Genomic DNA, 15,383 nt, shown 5'->3' on the forward strand with positions numbered 1-15,383 from the left:
TCGCCCAGGCCAGCCTCGACCCGAAACTCTTCGCAACCCTGTTCCACGTTGGCTGAAGAGGCAAGAGAACGGAGGGCAATTGTCAGAGTGTTTGGCGATTCTCGCATTTATCCATGTTAACGGCCGCGAAACTTGTCCACGATAGGAACACACGAAGCGCCCCTGTGAAGTTTTGCGCAGGATCAGATCGCAAACGGCCAGACAAGCAGATCTGCCCTCAACATGGAGTGCCGGAACCAGATGTCCGCCCTTCGATTCCTACCTCTGATGGCGGCAGCCTTCTGGTTGACCGGCCTTGTCACGACCGCAAGCGCCCAAGACCTTCCCACCCCGCAAGGGGAGGTGATCCTGACAATCGACGGCGCCATCGCCCATACGAACGTGGACGGCACCGCGCAGTTTGACCGAAAAATGCTGGAAGGCCTGGGTGTGGTGGACGTCACCACCGGCACCCCGTGGTTTGACGGGAAGATGACCTTCTCCGGCGCGCCGCTTGCGGCTGTGCTGGAACGGGTGGGCGCGCAGGGCGACATGATCAAGGCGGTCGCGCTGAACGACTATGAAACCGACATACCGGTGTCGGACGCCAAGGACACAGGTGTCATCTTGGCCATGAAGGTGAACGGCCGCGACATGACCGTCCGGGACAAAGGGCCCATTTTCGTCATCTATCCTTTTGACCGTGAAGATCGGCTCGAAACGCAGACTTACTATTCCCGCTCCGCCTGGCAAGTGACACGCCTCAGCATCAGGTAGCAGATCGTGACGCGAGTCCTCAGTGTCCTCATCGCCGTGTTCATTGCCGCGACGATCTATCTGTCCAGCACCGTCAACGATCGCCAGTCGGTGCTTCGTCGCGTGGCCCATCACAACGATGCCTGGGCGCTGAGCCAGACGGTCCAGGAACTGTTGCGGCTGGAAGGTACAATGGCCCTTCATGCCCTGCCGGATCCGCAGGTGCCGCTGTCCGACGTGCGGCTGCGTCTGGACATCGTGATCAGCCGTCTGAACTCTCTGCATGAAGGATCGCTGAAGACATTCCTCGAGGAGACATCCGCGCGCCGGCAAACGGTCTCCGATTTCATCTCCCTCGTGGACGAGCTTGACGCAACTTTGGAAAGCCTGAATGCCGGTCAGATGCTGACCGTTCTTGAGCGCATGCACGTTCAGGCGGGGGCACTGACCAATCTTTCGTCCCAAAGCGTGCAGCAGAGCTGGGCGCTGGTCGAAGGCAACCTGAAAGCGCTTGAACGGCTGCACCTGATCTACCTTCTGGTGGTAAGCGTTCTGATCCTGTGCTGGTTCGGACTGCTGGTGCTTCTGATGCGCCACAACCACCTGCTGCGTCTGGCGCAAAAGCAGGGCAAGGTCCTGAACGAAAGCCTGAACGCCGCCGGGAACGAGTTGCGGGACAAGAACCGCAGCCTTGAATACGCCGCCCATCATGACGCGCTGACGGCCCTTCCCAACCGCACCCTCTTCTGGAACGAGCTGGAGTCAGCCCTCCACGCCTTTTCCGATAAAAGCATGTCCGTGAGCCTGTTGCTGCTGGACCTTGACGACTTCAAGATGATCAACGACATGATGGGCCACGACTTCGGTGACCTGCTGCTGCATCAGGTCAGCGAGCGCATGCGTCGCTTCAGCGTGAAACCCCACATGTTCTGCCGCTTGGGTGGCGATGAATTCGCCTGCCTTCTGTTCGGCCGGACGGCGGAACAGAGTCTCGCATATGCCCGCAACCTGGCGGTAGATATCGCGGCGCCTTATCAGCTGTCGGACCGGCGGGTGGAAATCGGATGTTCGATCGGGGTGGCGAATGTGGAAATGCCCTTCGATGTCGATGCGCAGCTGCTGTTCAAGCGCGCGGACATCGCCCTGTATCGCGCCAAGGCGTCGGACCAAGATCGTGTCTGCCTGTTCGAAGACTACATGCAGGACGAATTCGACGATCGCAAAGCCCTTGAAAACGATCTGCGCCACGCGATCGCGCGCCGGACGTTCGAGGTGGCCTATCAGGTTCAGGTCGATGTCCGCACGACAAGGCCGGCGGGGTTGGAGGCTCTGGCCCGCTGGAACCACCCGACCCGCGGCGACATTCCGCCCGACATCTTCATCCCCTTGGCCGAAGAGATCGGCCTTATCCGGGAACTCGGCCGGTTGATCCTGACGGAAGCCTGCGCCGAAGCGGCGACATGGCAGCCGCCTCTGAAGATCGCGGTGAACCTGTCATCTCTGCAACTTCAATCCCCGGACATCCTGGACGTCGTCCGGGACATCTTGGACATCACCGGCCTTGATCCGAAGCGGCTGGAATTGGAAATCACCGAATCCGTGCTGCTGAACAATCGGGAGGAAGTCTTCCTCGCCCTCAATGACCTGCGGTTGTTCGGCGTGACGGTGGCCATGGACGATTTCGGCACGGGCTATTCCTCGCTGGCGGTTCTGCGAGACATTCCGTTTGACACGATCAAGCTCGACAAGGGCTTCGTGCGCGATATCGTCTGGGATCGCGAAGCCGAAGCGCTGGTGAGGCTGGTGAACGATCTGGGGCACCTTCTGGGCAAGACGGTGATCATCGAGGGGATCGAGACGGCGGATCAGCACGAAGCCGTCCGCCGCCTTGGCTGCGACCTTGCGCAAGGGTTCCTTTTCGGGCGACCTGTTCTGAAATCTCAACTCGGCCATCTTCGCGAAGGTGGCGCCCATGATCTGGAGACGACCCTATGACCCCGCCTCGTCCCGAAGTCTCGCTGACGCTTCACGGCCTGCACGTGCCCATCGCCGAAACCGAGGTGTCGCCGATCATCTGGCAGGCGCTGCAAAGCGCGGAATACGAAGCCAAGGAAGCGCGGCTGGCCAAGGAACTGCTGCGCCCGGGGGATCGCGTGCTGGAACTGGGGTCCGGCCTCGGGATCATCACGACGGTTCTGGCGCAGACACCGGGCGTGCGCATCTGGTCGTTCGACGCCAATCCCGACACCGTCGCGATGGCGCGGCGTGTGGCGCAGGCCAACAAGGTCGACAACGTGATCTTCGCCCATGGCATGCTGTCGGCGGGTGCGCCAGCGTCGCATGTCTTCTACATGCGCCGCGACTTCTGGATGTCGTCGATGATCGAAAGCCAAGGCCCCTACGAGAGCACGATCCAAGTGGAATCGTCCAACATTGACGACTTCATCGCCGCTCAGTCGGTCAACGTGCTCGTGATGGATGTGGAAGGGGCGGAGCGTCAGATCCTGGGCGCGGCGGCGCTGGAGGGCGTGGATCGCGTCTTCTTGGAACTGCACGATCACCTGTACGGCCTTTCCGGCGTGCGGGAGATCTTCGCCTCCATGGACCGCCTCGGCTTCTCCTACGATCCGCGCCAGTCTTCCGGGCCCTGCGTCCTGTTCCTGCGGGATGACGGACAGATCCGGCCCTATTGCGGATAGGGGTCTACTCGACCCCTACCACGTCCGGCGTTTCCCAAGCCAGATGCTGACCTCCGTCCGGGCAGATAAGCTGCCCGGTCACCGCGCGGGCGTTGAGAAGATAATCCAACGCGGCGGTGATGTCCTGCGTCGTGGCCCCGCGCCCCAGCACCGTCGCGGCCCGCTGACGGTTGAAATCCTCGGCCGATTGGCGGGCACCGGCCAGCGTGGGCCCCGGGCCGATCGCGTTCACCCGCACATGGGGGGCAAGGGCCTGCGCCGCCGTCCGCGTCAGTGTCCAAAGGCCCGCCTTTGCCAGCGTGTAGGTCATGAACTGGGGCGTCAGCTTGTGCACCCGCTGATCCACCATGTTCACGACCAGCCCGCGCGCCAGCGGTTCACCGTCGCTGGCGGCTTCCGGAACCTGCTCCGCGAACCTCTGGATCAGGACGAACGGCGCCCGCAGGTTGGAACCGATGTGGCGGTCCCAGCTGCTGCGCGTGGCCGTGGCCAGACTGTCCTCCTCGAAGATGGAGGCGTTGTTCACCAGAACGGTCAGCGGCCCCACGGCGGCAGCGGCACGACCGATCAGGCCCTGCGTCGCATCCTCGTCCAGAAGATCGGCCTGAACCGCCGCGGCCCGTCGGCCCATCGCGCGGATGTCGGCAACGACCTCCAGCGCTTCATCACTCGACCGGGAATAGTGGACGGCCACGTCGAAGCCGCGCTGCGCCAGATGAAGCGCCATCGCGCGGCCGATCCGCCGGCCCGCCCCCGTCACAAGTGCCGCCATGTCCGTCCTCTCCATCTGCCTCATCCCGTGCCAGATCGGTCCGTGGGGTTCACTGCCACCGGCGTCAAAAGAAGCCACGGCGGCCCGCCAGGACCTGCTTGAAGAATGGGTAATATGGATTTGAATTTTCCGAAAGCTTAAGAAGCGGGTACCGTCTCGCGGCCAAGGGCATCGGCGTTGCCCCCGATCCGGCCGGACGGGGAAAGGGCCTGTCGCCTTCCCCCGCCTTTGCGTATATCCCCAAGACACGCCGGGCGCGAACGGAGGGATCATGTCTCGCTTGCTGATCTTGACAGCTCTTGTCGGCGGTTCCGCCGGCTTCCTGGTGCTGGGGCCAAATTTTTCTGAGGACCATTCGCTGAAAGAGCAGATCGCCCTGGGGTTGGTCGCGATCCTGATGATCTGCACACTTTTCGGCATGAAGATCGGCACCATCCTCGGCTTGGTGTTCAGGATCATTGTGGTGGCGCTGATCTGGCGGTTTCTGGCGTCGCTGTTGCGCGTCGTGCGGATGCGGTGACGGGGAAGAACGGTGGCGGCCAAGGCGCTCAACAAGAAGAACCTTTCGGTGCTGGGCACGGACCGGCTGGCGGAGTTGCTGATCGAGGTGACGAAGGGCCGCGCCGACCTGCAGCGCCGGCTGCGGCTGGAGCTGAGCGCGCATCAGGGGACCGAGGACGTGACGCGCGATCTTCGCAAGCGCTACGCCTCGATCCGGCAGGCCAAGGGATACCTGTCCCGCAAGACCCACCGTACCTTTGCCAAGGAGATTCGCAGCTTTGTGGCGCTGATCGAGACCGTCGTGGCCCCCACGGATCCTACCCTTGCCTTCGAGCTGCTGTGGGAGCTGTTGCATCTGGCCCCCGGCGTGCTGGAACGCACGGATGACACCGCGGGCCATCTGGCCGAGGCGTTCGGGGATGTGATGGAAGCCGTCGCGCGGCTGGCCCCGCATCTGACCCTTCCGCCCGCAACGCTGGCCGACCTTCTGTTCGAGGCCTTGCGCCACGATGCGGCGGGTGCGTTTGCAGGTGGCATCCGCGCCCTTGCCGGCGCCCTTGGGCCGGAGGGGCTGGAGCATCTGAAGCGTCGCGCCTCCGCGCAACCCGACAAGGCGCGCCCGCTTCCCTTGGGTGCGCTGCTGCGCGACATCGCGGATGTGCAGGGCGATGTGGACGCCTATATCGCCGGGTTCACCGCCAAGCAGTTGACGGACTCCGTCGTGGCGGCCGAGGTGGCGGATCGTCTTCTGGCCGCAAACCGGGCCGGGGATGCGCTGGCCCTTGTCGAACGGGCAATGGCCGCAGGCCGGGGGGCCGCGCTGGACAACGCCTATGTCGCTTGCCTCGAATCCCTGAACCGCAAGGGGGATCTGAAGGACTTCTTGTGGAACGCGTTTGGCAGACGTCCCGACGCCGACATCCTGCGCCGCTACTTGCGCCTTCTTCCCGACTTCGACGACATCGAGGCGGAGGACAAGGCGCGGACCCTCGCACGCACCCACGCCGACCTGAACGCGGCCGTTCAGTTCTTCCTCGACTCGCGGGATCCGGCGACCGCCGCATTTCTCGTGCAGGCGCGGCATGACAAGCTGGACGCGGACGATCCAGACCTCCTGATCCGCGCCGCCAATGCGCTGGAGGGGGGACATCCACTGGCCAGCGTCCTGTTGCGGCGCGCCGTGATCGTGGCCGCCCTGCGGCGCGGAAAGACGGGGGACGACCGCCGGGCAGCGGACCAGTTGCTGGCCTGCGCGGCGGCCGATGCGTTCATCGCGGATTACGCCAATGTTCCGGATCACTTGTCCTTCATGGTCCGGCTGCGCCGCGCCCATGGCCGCAGGCGGCACTTCTGGGCGAAAGTGTCGTAAGGGCTGTCTGCACGTCCGCGTGATCGGCCCTGCATCAACGGAACGAATGCCTTGTGACCACGTTTGCCCTCCGAACGTCATGCAAACGGAAAGGATTTTTCCCATGGGCGAGTTTACCGACAAGGCCAAGGCCGCTGCCAACAAGGCCGCAGGCGGCGTGAAGGACAGCATCGGCAAAGCGACGGACAATCCCGACCTGCAAGCCGAAGGCAAGGCCCAGAAGGCCAAAGGCGCGGCGCAGGACGTGGCCGGCACCGTCAAGGGCAAGCTGGGCGACGACATCTGAAACGTCCGGTTCGAAAGCAACGGCCCCGCATCCGCGGGGCCTTGTTTCATATTCCGGTCAGATCTGCCGCTCCAGCCAAGCCGCCACCCCAGCCGCGCTCCGAAACTCCGCCATCGCGCGGGCGGGGATCGGCACGGCGTCGCGCAGCATCCGCGTCAATGCGCTGCCGGGCGGCAGTTCCAAGGCCCGGGTCACCCCTGCCTCCTCAAGGCCGTTCATGCAAGCGGCCCAGTCCACCGGTTCCGCGAGTTGCCGCGACAAGGTGTCAATCGCGCGTTCCCGCGACAGCACAGGCGATCCATCAATGCCAGCCAGAACGCGTACGGTGGGGGTGCGGAAGTCGGCGGCCTCCAGCGCCTTGCGGAATACAGGCACAGCTTCCGCCATCAACGGCGTGTGGGACGCGACGCGCACCGCAAGTGGCGTGACCGTGGCGCCGCGCCTTTCCGCCCGTGCACCGCTCTCCGCAACCGCCTCGGCCAGTCCGGCAAGAACGCATCGGTCCGCCCCGTTCCGGATCGCGATGAAGGCGCCCTCGGACAGGCAGGGCTCAAGCTCCGTCAACAAGACGCCCCGGACGGCGGCCATGCCGGGTGCCGCGGTTGTCGCGGCGTCCATGGCCTCGGCCCTCAGCCGTGCCAGACGCAGCACATCGTGGGGTGCCAACGCCCCCGCCACGCCATAGGCCGCAAGTTCCCCGATGCTGTAACCGGCACCCACCTCTGGCGCGTGTTCCGCCAGAAGAGCTGCGCCGGCCAGTTCCAAGGCGCAGACGAGGGGCTGGGCGATGGCGTTCTCGAACAAGCGCTCCTCTGGCCCCGCCAGAAGATCCTCGGCCGACAGGCCGATCACGCGGGCCAGATCGGACAGGATGGAACGGGCGGCGTCCTGTTGCAGCGCGTTCCGCAAGGCGTCCGCGCCCTGCCCCGACTGGCCGGGAAACAGATAGGCAAGCGTCATGCGACCGGCCTGTGCAGAAAGATCGCGCAGGCCAGCATGTCAGCCGATCCACCAGGCGACAGGTTCCGCGCGACGAAGGTCCGGTGCAGGGCCTCGGCCCTCCCCTGCCAGCCGGGGGCGAAGACGCCGCCGCCTTCAAGGAACGTGCGCGCCTCGGCCTGCACCAGCGCAAGCCCCTCGGTGCCCCCGCGGTGAAGCAGGTTCGTGTCGGCCAGATGCGCCATGGCGGTGAACAGCGCCTGCACCTGCGCGGCCTGCACTCCTTGGGGCAGGGCACGTTCCAAGGCCGGATGCACCAGGTCGCGCAGCAGCGGGAAACCCGCGGCCGCTTCGCCCCGCGCGCCGGACACGCCATGGCGGCGCCTCGCACGTGTGCCGTGAGAGGATGGATCCGATGCCATGCTGCGGATCTCCGTGCCCCAGCGATCCGCAACCGTCTGGCACAGCTGTGTCGCCCCCATTCCGCGCTGCATCCGCCAACCCGCCGCCGCCGCCAGAAGCCCCAGGCTGAAGATGGCGCCGCGATGCGTGTTGATGCCACCGGTCGCCGCCAGCATCCGCGCCTCTGCCGCGATGCCCAGCCGCTGAAGGTCGGCGAATGGCGCTCCCTCTGCCCCCGCGCGCGCGATACGGATGAAATAGCTGCGCAAGGCGAACAGGCTGCGCAGAAAGGTGGTCATGTCCATGTCCCGATGCGCCCCGTTGTCGCGGGGGGTGACCAGACCGGGCTTCGGATGCAGCGCCACCTCGGCGTGCAGGGCACGGATGGCGGCCAGACCGATGCGGCCGGAAATGTCGGTACGGGTGCTATGAAAGGTCAAGGCCGGCCTCCCGAAGCCAAGGGCCGCCATGGCCCTTCACGAGCCATCTCGGGGCGTTGAATTCCCGTATGGTGACGGCGCGGCCGTCGGTCAGCCGAACCTCTCCATCCAGCCGTGGGTCCTGCGGCAGGGCCAGCAAGGCGTCCACAACCCCGGCGTCCGGCCCCACCAGCAGGTCGATGTCCGACCCTGCGTGCAGATAGGTCAGCCCCGTCATCGCCTGCCAGGCCAGCGAGCCATAGGCCTGCACCCTTGCGATCGCCACGATCTCGTCGAGGCGCCGCGTCCATGGAGGATGGACGTCCCGCAGATCCTCCAGCAAGGGCGCGGGTTCCACCCGGATCAGCGCGGTCTGCGGCAGATGCAGACCAAGGCGTTGGCGGCCCGGCAGCGCCAGCCCCAGCCGGACCGTGTCGTCCCCATCCCCGGGGCGGGAGGAGGCGACGATGAACGGCCGCCCCTCTTCGCGCCATTCCGCCGCCAGCTCGGGCAGCGGCACGTCCGGCGACAGCCAGACGAAGCTGTGCCGGTCAGGCCGCATCGCCGCGCACATGTGCGGACACGCGGCGGGCCAGCGTGCGACCGCCCCGTGCCTCGCCATCCTCGCGCCGGCGGTCCGTGTCGGGGTCGTCGTGGTCGGCCAGCGCGTCCTGCAGGCAGCGGGCCAGATCCCCCTCCCACACGCCGCGCACCGCGCCCATCGCGATGTAATTCGCCACCCCTGGCGCGAACACGGCCGAGGTGGTGGACAATTCCTCCAACCGTTCCAGCGGGATCTTCGTCACGCGGGACATGGCGGGCAGGTTCATCACCTTCACCTCCGCCCCCGGCAGGGCATAGCACGCATCGGCCAGCATGGAGGAGGACAGGAAGCCCGCGCTCACCGCCTCGCCATAGACCAGCCCGATGATCCGGTGCCCCCGCCGCCGCGCGACGTCCAGACACTTCGCCAGATGCGCGATATAGGCGTTGAGGCAGATCGTCTCGTCCCGACGGCTCATCTTCTGGCCCAGCGTGTCGACCAGCAGAAGGATCGGGCGGCCGGGATGTTCGCGACAGATGCGCAGCACCTCTCCCGCCATGCGGAAGGACAAGGCGGCGCCGATGGCCGCACGGTCGCGGGTGCCGATGACGGACACCTCCCCGGCCGGGCCTGCGAAATATTCGCCGTCGAAGGTGACGTCGTGGCCATTCGGGAACAGGTGCGACAGAAGATTCTCGGGTGTCATGCGGTTTTTCCTTTCACGGCGGCGTGGAAGGCATGGGTATCCATCAGGGGGACCTTTTCCGGCGTTTCGATCCCCAAGGCGGTCCAGATGTCCAGCGCATCCTCCATACCGCCGAACCGTTCCATCCGCGCGGCCAGACGGGCGTGCTCGGCCTCCACCGCATCCAGATCCAGCGGCGTCGCCTCCAGCCGGATCGCGTCGCGGAAGGCGGCGATGTCATCGTCCACCAGCGTCACCTCCCCCAGGATGGCGCGGTTCTTTCCGCCGGTCACACGCCACACCAGCGCGCGATCGGCGGCGTCGAACTCCTCCACCCCCATCGTCGTCTCGATCACCTCGGGGCCGGACAGGCCAAGGCGCGCATCCTCGGACATGAGGACCGCGTCGCACAGGCAGGTCGCGATGCCCGCGCCGCCGAAGACGCCCACGCGGCCGCCGTTCAGCACGATCACGGGCACCCCCGCCGCGCGGCAGGACAGGATGGCGCGCATGATTTCTGACACCGCGATCAGGCCGGCATTCGCCTCGTGCAGGCGCACGCCACCCGATTCCAGCGCCAGCAGCACGGGAAGCCTTTCGCGGCGTGCGCGTTCCAGAAGGCCCGTGATCTTGGCGCCATGCACCTCGCCGATGGCGCCGCCCATGAAGGCGCCTTCCTGTGCCGCGATCAGCACGGGCTGGCCCTTGAGCAATCCCTGCCCCACGGCCACACCATCGTCGAAAGCGGCGGGCTGGCCGAGTTCGCGCAGATGCGGGCTGGACAGCCGCGCTTCGGGCGGAACGAACTCGGAAAAGCTGCCCGCGTCCAGAAGGCCCGTGATGCGCTGACGGGCGGTGGCTTCGGACCAGCTGGTCATGCCGCACCCCCGGTGTAATCCTGAAGCGCCTGATCCAGCCGCAGCGCCACCACGGCCGGCGTCGCCCCGGCATCGTTGATGCTGACGCGGATGTTGCCGATCTGCCAGCGGCCGAACACGTCGGCCAGCACCGCCTGCCAGATCGCGCCGAAGCCGCGCGCGGCGGTGTCGATCTCCACCCGCACCGCACCGTTCAGGTCCGCCGGTTCCACCAGCACCTCAAGGTTGCCCGATCCGAGGACGCCCGCCAGCACCGGCGCGTTTCGTGCCGCGACGGGCTTGCCGCCCGAAAAGTCGTATTCAAGCCGTTCCATGTCACCAGCTCCTGAATTTGGCGGGCGGGTCGTACAAGCCGCCCGAGGCGCGGACGAGGTCCTTCATCGTCCTGGCCGCCAGAAGGTCGCGCGTGGCCATCCGCGGGTCCACGCCCAGATCGGCGGGCCGGCGGATCACGCCGCGGTCGCGCAGGTTTTCCACCATCCGCTTGTCCCGGCCCAAGCCCACGGCGGTGTAGCCCGCCACCCCGCGGATCGCCTGTTCGCGCTCCTCCTCGTTCCGGCACAGCAGGAGGTTCGCGATCCCTTCTTCCGTCAGGATATGGGTCACGTCGTCGCCATAGATCATCACCGGCGGCAGATCGAGGCCGGCGCTTTCGGCCAGTTCCCACGCGTCCAGCTTTTCCACGAAGGCGGGGGCCATGTGTTCGCGGAAGGTTTCCACCATCTGCACGACCAGCTTGCGGCCGCGGAACCCGCCCTGGCCCGCCTCCTGGCCCGCGCGCAGCCATGCTGGCGTGCCGTGCCGCCGGCCCCGCGCGTCCGATCCCATGTTCGGCGCGCCACCAAAGCCCGCGATCCGGCCCAGAGTGGCGGTGGAGCTGTTGCCCTGCAGGTCGATCTGCAACGTTGATCCGATGAACATGTCGCAGGCGTAAAGGCCGGCCGTCTGGCTGAGGGCGCGGTTCGACCGCATGGACCCGTCGGGACCGGTGAAGAACACGTCCGGCCGCGCGCGGATATACTCCTCCATCCCCAGTTCCGACCCGAAGGAATGCACGCTTTCCACGAAGCCCGCCTCGATTGCGGGGATCAGCGCGGGGTGCGGGTTCAGCGCCCAGTGGGTCGCGATCTTGCCGCGCAGGCCCAGGCTTTCGGCATAGGTCGGCAGCAGCAGTTCGATCGCCGCCGTGTCGAAGCCGATGCCGTGGTTCAGCCGCTTCACCCCGTATTCGGCATAGATCCCCTTGATGGCCATCATCGCCATCAGCACCTGGATCTCCGAGATCTGGGCGGGGTCGCGGGTGAACAGCGGCTCGATGTAATGGGGTTTCGGGCTTTGCACCACGAAATCCACCCAGTCGCCGGGGATGTCCACGCGCGGCACCTTGTCCACGATGCGGTTGACCTGCGCGATCACGATGCCGCGCCGGAAGGCTGTCGCTTCCACGATCACGGGCGTGTCCTCGGTGTTGCCGCCGGTGTAAAGGTTGCCGTCGGCGTCCGCCTCGGCCGCGCAGACAAGGCTGACGCGCGGCGTCAGGTCGGTGAAGTAGCGTCCGAACAGCTCCAGATACGTGTGGATCGCGCCGATCTTCAACTGCCCCGCCGACAAAAGCCGCGCCAGCCGTGCCGCCTGCGGACCCGAGAAGGAGAAGTCCAGTTTCGACGCGACCCCCGCTTCGAACACGTCCAGATGCGCGGGCAGCGCCAGAACCGACTGCACGATGTGCAGGTCGTGCACCACCGCCGGATCCAGCCGTGCAAGGGCCAGTGCAAGGAAGTCGGCCTGCTTCTGGTTGTTCCCTTCGATGCAGACGCGGTCGCCGGGTTCGATCACCCGCGCCAGCAGATCACCGATGGCGGCGGCCTGAACGGTCTTGCCTTGGGTCAGCGCGGCGGCCCGTTCCATCCGCGCATCGCGGTTGCGACCCAGGTGGTTCCATTCCTTCATCCAGCACCTCCCGCATGTCGGATACTGTTATCGTATGCCTACGTGCCTCATACGGCAAGCTTTGTATTCCGTTGACGCGTGCATGATCCTGACTGCATACAGGAACAGGAAGAGGGAGAGTCGCGTGTCCGAACCCGAAGGCCCGCTCAGCGAACGGATCCGGTTGTCCCTGATGGACGACATCTCCACCGGCGCGCTGGCCCCCGGCACCGTGCTCGACGAGGCGGTTCTGGCGGACCGCTTTGGCGCGTCCCGCACCCCCGTCCGCGAAGCGCTGCGGCAGGTGGAAGCCGCCGGGCTGATCGAGATCCGCCCCCGGCGCGGCGCGATCGTCCTGCCCATGACCCTGCCCCGCCTGCTGGAGATGTTCGAGGTCACGGCCGAGATCGAGGTGATGTGCACCCGTCTGGCCACCCACCGCATCACCGGGCTGGAACGCGCCGCGCTTGCCGAACTGCACGACGCCTCGGGCGCCGCCGCCAAGGCGGGCGACGTGGAGGCTTATGATGGCTTCAACCTTGCCTTTCACGAAGGTCTCTACAAGGCGACGCAGAACGGCTTTCTGTTGGAACAGGCGCTGGCCCTGCGCGCGCGGCTGCTGCCGTTCCGCCGCACGCAACTGCGCTATCCGCAGCGCCTTCACACCTCTCTGGCCGAACACGGCGCCATCCTGCGCGCCATGACGCGCGGGGAGCCGGAGGAGGCCGCCCGCGCCATGCGCGAACACATGCTGAACGCGGGCACCTCGCTCGCCCGCTACCTCAAACCCGAAAAGGACTGACGCGCGGGGCGATCCGGTTGGGAGGCCGGACCGCGCGTCCACAACAAGGGAGGAAGACATGTCTGCACAACTGGCCACGATCCTCGGCCTCGGGGTGATGTTCGTCGTCGCGACGGCCTTGCCGATCAACATGGGGGCGCTTGGCTTCGCGCTGGCCTTCCTGATCGGCACGGTCTTTGTCGGGATGGGCGCGAACGACATCTTGGGCGGCTTTCCGGGGGACCTGTTCGTCACGCTGGTGGGGATCACCTACCTGTTCGGCATCGCCCAGAACAACGGCACCATCGACTGGCTGGTGCAGGCCTGCGTGCGCGGCGTGCGGGGACGCATCGCCGCGATCCCGTGGGTGATGTTCTTCGTGGCGGCGCTGCTGACCGCGATCGGGGCCGTCAGCCCCGCCGCCGTGGCCATCATCGCACCCATCGCCCTGCGCTTTGCCGCGCAATACGCGATCAACCCGCTTCTGATGGGCATCATGGTTATCCACGGCGCGCAGGGCGGCGGCTTTTCCCCCATCAGCATCTATGGCGGCATCACCAACCAGGTGGTCGAACGCGCCGGCCTGCCGGGGGATGAGATCACGCTGTTCCTGGCCAGCCTGATCTTCAACCTGCTGATCGCCATAGTCGCCTTCTTCGCCCTGGGCGGCCACCGCAGCACCAGCGTCGCGGCGGGCGGGTCTGCGGAAACCTTCGGCCCCGGCGTGTCCGTCGACATCCGCGGCCATGGCGGGCATGAAGCCGCCGATCCCCGCGACCGCGAACGCGAACTGCGCGAGGTGCAGCCCTCGGGGCGTCCCGACACGGAACAGACGCTGACCATGCTGGGCCTTGCCATGCTGGCGATCCTGTCGCTGGCCTTCAGCCTGAACGTCGGCCTTGTGGCGATGTGCGTGGCGGTGGTGCTGGCGCTGGTCTGCCCGCGCGGCCAGAAGGGCGCGATCGACAAGGTGGCATGGCCCACCGTCCTGCTGATCGCCGGCGTCATCACCTATGTCGGTGTTCTGCAAGAGGCGGGGGCCATCGACTACGTAGCCAACGGCGTCGCGTCCCTGGCCGTCCCGCTGCTGGTGGCCCTGCTGCTGTGCTACATCGGCGGGATCGTGTCGGCCTTCGCGTCCTCGGTCGGGGTGCTGGGGGCCACCATCCCCCTGGCCGTGCCCTTCCTGCTGACGGGCGAGGTTGGCACCCCCGGCATGATCGCGGCGCTGGCCGTGTCCTCCACCATCGTCGACGTGTCGCCCTTCTCCACCAACGGGGCGCTGGTCGTGGCCAACGCGCAGAACGTGGACAAGGAGCGTTTCTTCCGCACCCTTCTGATCTACAGCGGGCTGGTTGTCGCGGCCGGTCCCCTGCTGGCGTGGATCGTGTTCGTGCTGCCGGGCTGGCTGTAAGAAACGGTCACCCGGGTTCTCAGGCGACCGGCAGCATGCCCCGTCGAGCCGCAGGTTCGATCCGGCGATGTAGGCCGCGCGGGGGCTGACCAGGAACGCGCCGGCGGCGGAGATTTCCTCCACCGTGCGCACGCGGCCCAAGGGGATCTGGCCGCACAGCGGCAGCACGGCCGCCTCCATCTTGGCCCGCGGAAGGTCCTTTGAGATGTCCTGCCCGGCCGCGACCTCCCGGAACCGCGCCTTGCGCCGGGCGCTGTGGATCGTGCCGGGGGAGATCGTGTTCACGGTCACCCCCCTCGGCCGCGACGGCCTTGGCCAAGGAGGACGACATCGCGTTCATCGCCGCCTTGGCGGCGGAGTAGCCGGGCTTGACGGCAGGCGGCATCAGGCCCGCCAAGCTGGAGATGTTGATGATCCGGCCCCACCGCGCGGCACGCATCCGGGGCAGCACTGCCATTGTCGTCCGCACCGTGGCCAGCACCTTGCGATCATAGGCCGAAACCCAGTCGGCCGGGTCGGCGGTTTCCCAATCACCGCCCGCGCCCGATCCGCCCGCGTTGTTCACGAGGATGTCGATCCCACCCACCGCCGCGCTTGCGGCCTCCACCAAGGCTGCGACCTGCACGTCAGAGGTCAGATCGCCGGTGGCAGCGCAGGCTTGACCACCTTGGGCGACGATCTGCCGGGCGGCCACCTCCTCTGCGAACGGACGATCGCGGCCATGAACCACGACCACGGCGCGCTCCCGTGCAAGGCTCCGCGCGGTACCTTTCCCGATCCCCTTGCTGCTGCCGGTCACGAGTGCGACCTTTCCCCGAAGCCGTGTATCCATGACCGATCCCTTTCTGCATGTCGGTCCCGGATAAGGGAGGGCGGGGATGGGAACGGCAAGAAGACACGAAAAGGTGCCTGTTCCGCAGGAGGAGAGGGCGGAATGCCTTGGCCCCGGCGGGGCGGTCGCGCATGTGACAGGATGCCTGCGCATGATCCGCGGACGCCGGACCTTGCGGATTGTGTTCCGTCTTTAGGC

16 protein-coding genes and 2 pseudogenes are annotated in these 15,383 nt (G+C 66.5%); 8 read left to right on the top strand and 10 right to left on the bottom strand.

The window, feature by feature from the left end; all coding sequences use genetic code 11:
- The first annotated feature begins 267 nt into the window (after positions 1-267).
- From ACSHZY_RS14105 to ACSHZY_RS14115, 3 genes are read left to right on the top strand one after another with little or no spacing between them, the layout of a single operon-like run.
- Positions 268-756 (top strand): molybdopterin-dependent oxidoreductase, encoded by a 489-nt coding sequence (locus ACSHZY_RS14105; RefSeq protein WP_435170159.1) that lies wholly within the window; start codon positions 268-270, stop codon positions 754-756.
- A 6-nt stretch (positions 757-762) separates the two neighbouring features.
- A complete protein-coding gene (locus ACSHZY_RS14110; protein WP_435170161.1) occupies positions 763-2,730 on the top strand; it encodes a putative bifunctional diguanylate cyclase/phosphodiesterase in 1,968 nt (655 codons plus the stop codon).
- Complete coding sequence (locus tag ACSHZY_RS14115) at positions 2,727-3,434, top strand: FkbM family methyltransferase (RefSeq protein ID WP_435170163.1); 708 nt, start codon at positions 2,727-2,729, stop codon at positions 3,432-3,434. Before ACSHZY_RS14110 ends, ACSHZY_RS14115 begins: the two co-directional genes overlap by 4 nt.
- Positions 3,435-3,438: 4 nt before the next feature.
- Here the strand turns inward: ACSHZY_RS14115 and ACSHZY_RS14120 are convergent, their stop codons facing one another.
- Positions 3,439-4,221: an SDR family oxidoreductase gene (locus ACSHZY_RS14120; RefSeq protein WP_435170300.1), complete on the bottom strand. Its 783-nt coding sequence runs from the start codon at positions 4,219-4,221 to the stop codon at positions 3,439-3,441.
- Positions 4,222-4,477: 256 nt separating this feature from the next.
- Here ACSHZY_RS14120 and ACSHZY_RS14125 point away from each other — a divergent pair, with 256 nt between their 5' ends.
- From ACSHZY_RS14125 to ACSHZY_RS14135, 3 genes are all read left to right on the top strand, one after another.
- Positions 4,478-4,726 (top strand): hypothetical protein, encoded by a 249-nt coding sequence (locus tag ACSHZY_RS14125; protein WP_435170165.1) that lies wholly within the window; start codon positions 4,478-4,480, stop codon positions 4,724-4,726.
- Positions 4,727-4,738: 12 nt separating this feature from the next.
- Positions 4,739-6,076 carry a DUF6880 family protein gene (locus tag ACSHZY_RS14130; RefSeq protein WP_435170167.1) on the top strand — a complete coding sequence of 446 codons (1,338 nt, stop codon included), beginning with the start codon at positions 4,739-4,741 and terminating at the stop codon, positions 6,074-6,076.
- A gap of 103 nt (positions 6,077-6,179) precedes the next feature.
- Positions 6,180-6,362 carry a CsbD family protein gene (locus tag ACSHZY_RS14135; protein ID WP_435170168.1) on the top strand — a complete coding sequence of 61 codons (183 nt, stop codon included), beginning with the start codon at positions 6,180-6,182 and terminating at the stop codon, positions 6,360-6,362.
- Positions 6,363-6,419: 57 nt separating this feature from the next.
- Here the strand turns inward: ACSHZY_RS14135 and ACSHZY_RS14140 are convergent, their stop codons facing one another.
- Genes ACSHZY_RS14140 through mdcA form a run of 7 tightly spaced genes read right to left on the bottom strand, consistent with a single transcriptional unit; the run spans position 6,420 to position 12,179 of the window.
- Positions 6,420-7,322, bottom strand: coding sequence for an ACP S-malonyltransferase (locus ACSHZY_RS14140; RefSeq protein ID WP_435170170.1), 903 nt, complete (start codon positions 7,320-7,322; stop codon positions 6,420-6,422).
- Positions 7,319-8,143 (bottom strand): triphosphoribosyl-dephospho-CoA synthase MdcB, encoded by an 825-nt coding sequence (gene mdcB / locus ACSHZY_RS14145; RefSeq protein ID WP_435170172.1) that lies wholly within the window; start codon positions 8,141-8,143, stop codon positions 7,319-7,321. Before mdcB ends, ACSHZY_RS14140 begins: the two co-directional genes overlap by 4 nt.
- The gene (locus tag ACSHZY_RS14150; protein ID WP_435170174.1) at positions 8,130-8,684 is read right to left on the bottom strand and encodes a phosphoribosyl-dephospho-CoA transferase MdcG domain-containing protein; all 555 of its coding nucleotides are present in this window, start codon (positions 8,682-8,684) and stop codon (positions 8,130-8,132) included. The genes mdcB and ACSHZY_RS14150 overlap by 14 nt, the downstream gene beginning before the upstream one ends.
- Entirely contained in the window at positions 8,674-9,372 is a 699-nt protein-coding gene (locus tag ACSHZY_RS14155) for a biotin-independent malonate decarboxylase subunit gamma (protein WP_435170176.1), read from the bottom strand. Before ACSHZY_RS14155 ends, ACSHZY_RS14150 begins: the two co-directional genes overlap by 11 nt.
- Positions 9,369-10,229: a biotin-independent malonate decarboxylase subunit beta gene (locus ACSHZY_RS14160; protein ID WP_435170178.1), complete on the bottom strand. Its 861-nt coding sequence runs from the start codon at positions 10,227-10,229 to the stop codon at positions 9,369-9,371. The genes ACSHZY_RS14155 and ACSHZY_RS14160 overlap by 4 nt, the downstream gene beginning before the upstream one ends.
- Positions 10,226-10,543, bottom strand: coding sequence for a malonate decarboxylase acyl carrier protein (mdcC, locus tag ACSHZY_RS14165; protein ID WP_435170179.1), 318 nt, complete (start codon positions 10,541-10,543; stop codon positions 10,226-10,228). The genes ACSHZY_RS14160 and mdcC overlap by 4 nt, the downstream gene beginning before the upstream one ends.
- 1 nt (position 10,544) lies before the next feature.
- Complete coding sequence (mdcA, locus tag ACSHZY_RS14170; RefSeq protein ID WP_435170181.1) at positions 10,545-12,179, bottom strand: malonate decarboxylase subunit alpha; 1,635 nt, start codon at positions 12,177-12,179, stop codon at positions 10,545-10,547.
- 124 nt (positions 12,180-12,303) lie between these two features.
- On the opposite strand from mdcA, the gene ACSHZY_RS14175 reads away from it, so the two are divergent.
- Together ACSHZY_RS14175 and ACSHZY_RS14180 are read left to right on the top strand one after the other, a co-directional pair.
- Complete coding sequence (locus ACSHZY_RS14175) at positions 12,304-12,960, top strand: GntR family transcriptional regulator (protein WP_435170182.1); 657 nt, start codon at positions 12,304-12,306, stop codon at positions 12,958-12,960.
- 58 nt (positions 12,961-13,018) lie between these two features.
- Positions 13,019-14,353 (top strand): SLC13 family permease, encoded by a 1,335-nt coding sequence (locus tag ACSHZY_RS14180; protein WP_435170184.1) that lies wholly within the window; start codon positions 13,019-13,021, stop codon positions 14,351-14,353.
- A gap of 99 nt (positions 14,354-14,452) precedes the next feature.
- Here ACSHZY_RS14180 and ACSHZY_RS14185 read toward each other — a convergent pair.
- Both ACSHZY_RS14185 and ACSHZY_RS14190 read right to left on the bottom strand, forming a co-directional pair.
- Positions 14,453-14,644 (bottom strand): annotated as a pseudogene (locus ACSHZY_RS14185) (SDR family NAD(P)-dependent oxidoreductase); the annotation flags it as partial.
- Between the two features lie 61 nt (positions 14,645-14,705).
- Positions 14,706-15,338 (bottom strand): annotated as a pseudogene (locus ACSHZY_RS14190) (SDR family NAD(P)-dependent oxidoreductase); the annotation flags it as partial.
- Positions 15,339-15,383: the final 45 nt, after the last annotated feature.

The sequence above is a fragment of the Falsirhodobacter sp. 1013 genome, from assembly GCF_051195255.1.
Classification (GTDB): domain Bacteria; phylum Pseudomonadota; class Alphaproteobacteria; order Rhodobacterales; family Rhodobacteraceae; genus Falsirhodobacter.

Bases quoted from the DNA above. Each gene is read 5' to 3' on its own strand.
- ACSHZY_RS14120 (WP_435170300.1), bottom strand. From the start codon at position 4,221: ATGGAGAGGACGGACATGGCGGCACTTGTGACGGGGGCGGGCCGGCGG.
- ACSHZY_RS14160 (WP_435170178.1), bottom strand. From the start codon at position 10,229: ATGACCAGCTGGTCCGAAGCCACCGCCCGTCAGCGCATCACGGGCCTT.
- ACSHZY_RS14125 (WP_435170165.1), top strand. From the start codon at position 4,478: ATGTCTCGCTTGCTGATCTTGACAGCTCTTGTCGGCGGTTCCGCCGGC.
- ACSHZY_RS14115 (WP_435170163.1), top strand. From the start codon at position 2,727: ATGACCCCGCCTCGTCCCGAAGTCTCGCTGACGCTTCACGGCCTGCAC.
- mdcC (WP_435170179.1), bottom strand. From the start codon at position 10,543: ATGGAACGGCTTGAATACGACTTTTCGGGCGGCAAGCCCGTCGCGGCA.
- ACSHZY_RS14135 (WP_435170168.1), top strand. From the start codon at position 6,180: ATGGGCGAGTTTACCGACAAGGCCAAGGCCGCTGCCAACAAGGCCGCA.
- ACSHZY_RS14140 (WP_435170170.1), bottom strand. From the start codon at position 7,322: ATGACGCTTGCCTATCTGTTTCCCGGCCAGTCGGGGCAGGGCGCGGAC.
- mdcA (WP_435170181.1), bottom strand. From the start codon at position 12,179: ATGAAGGAATGGAACCACCTGGGTCGCAACCGCGATGCGCGGATGGAA.
- ACSHZY_RS14155 (WP_435170176.1), bottom strand. From the start codon at position 9,372: ATGACACCCGAGAATCTTCTGTCGCACCTGTTCCCGAATGGCCACGAC.
- ACSHZY_RS14105 (WP_435170159.1), top strand. From the start codon at position 268: ATGGCGGCAGCCTTCTGGTTGACCGGCCTTGTCACGACCGCAAGCGCC.
- ACSHZY_RS14180 (WP_435170184.1), top strand. From the start codon at position 13,019: ATGTCTGCACAACTGGCCACGATCCTCGGCCTCGGGGTGATGTTCGTC.
- ACSHZY_RS14150 (WP_435170174.1), bottom strand. From the start codon at position 8,684: ATGCGGCCTGACCGGCACAGCTTCGTCTGGCTGTCGCCGGACGTGCCG.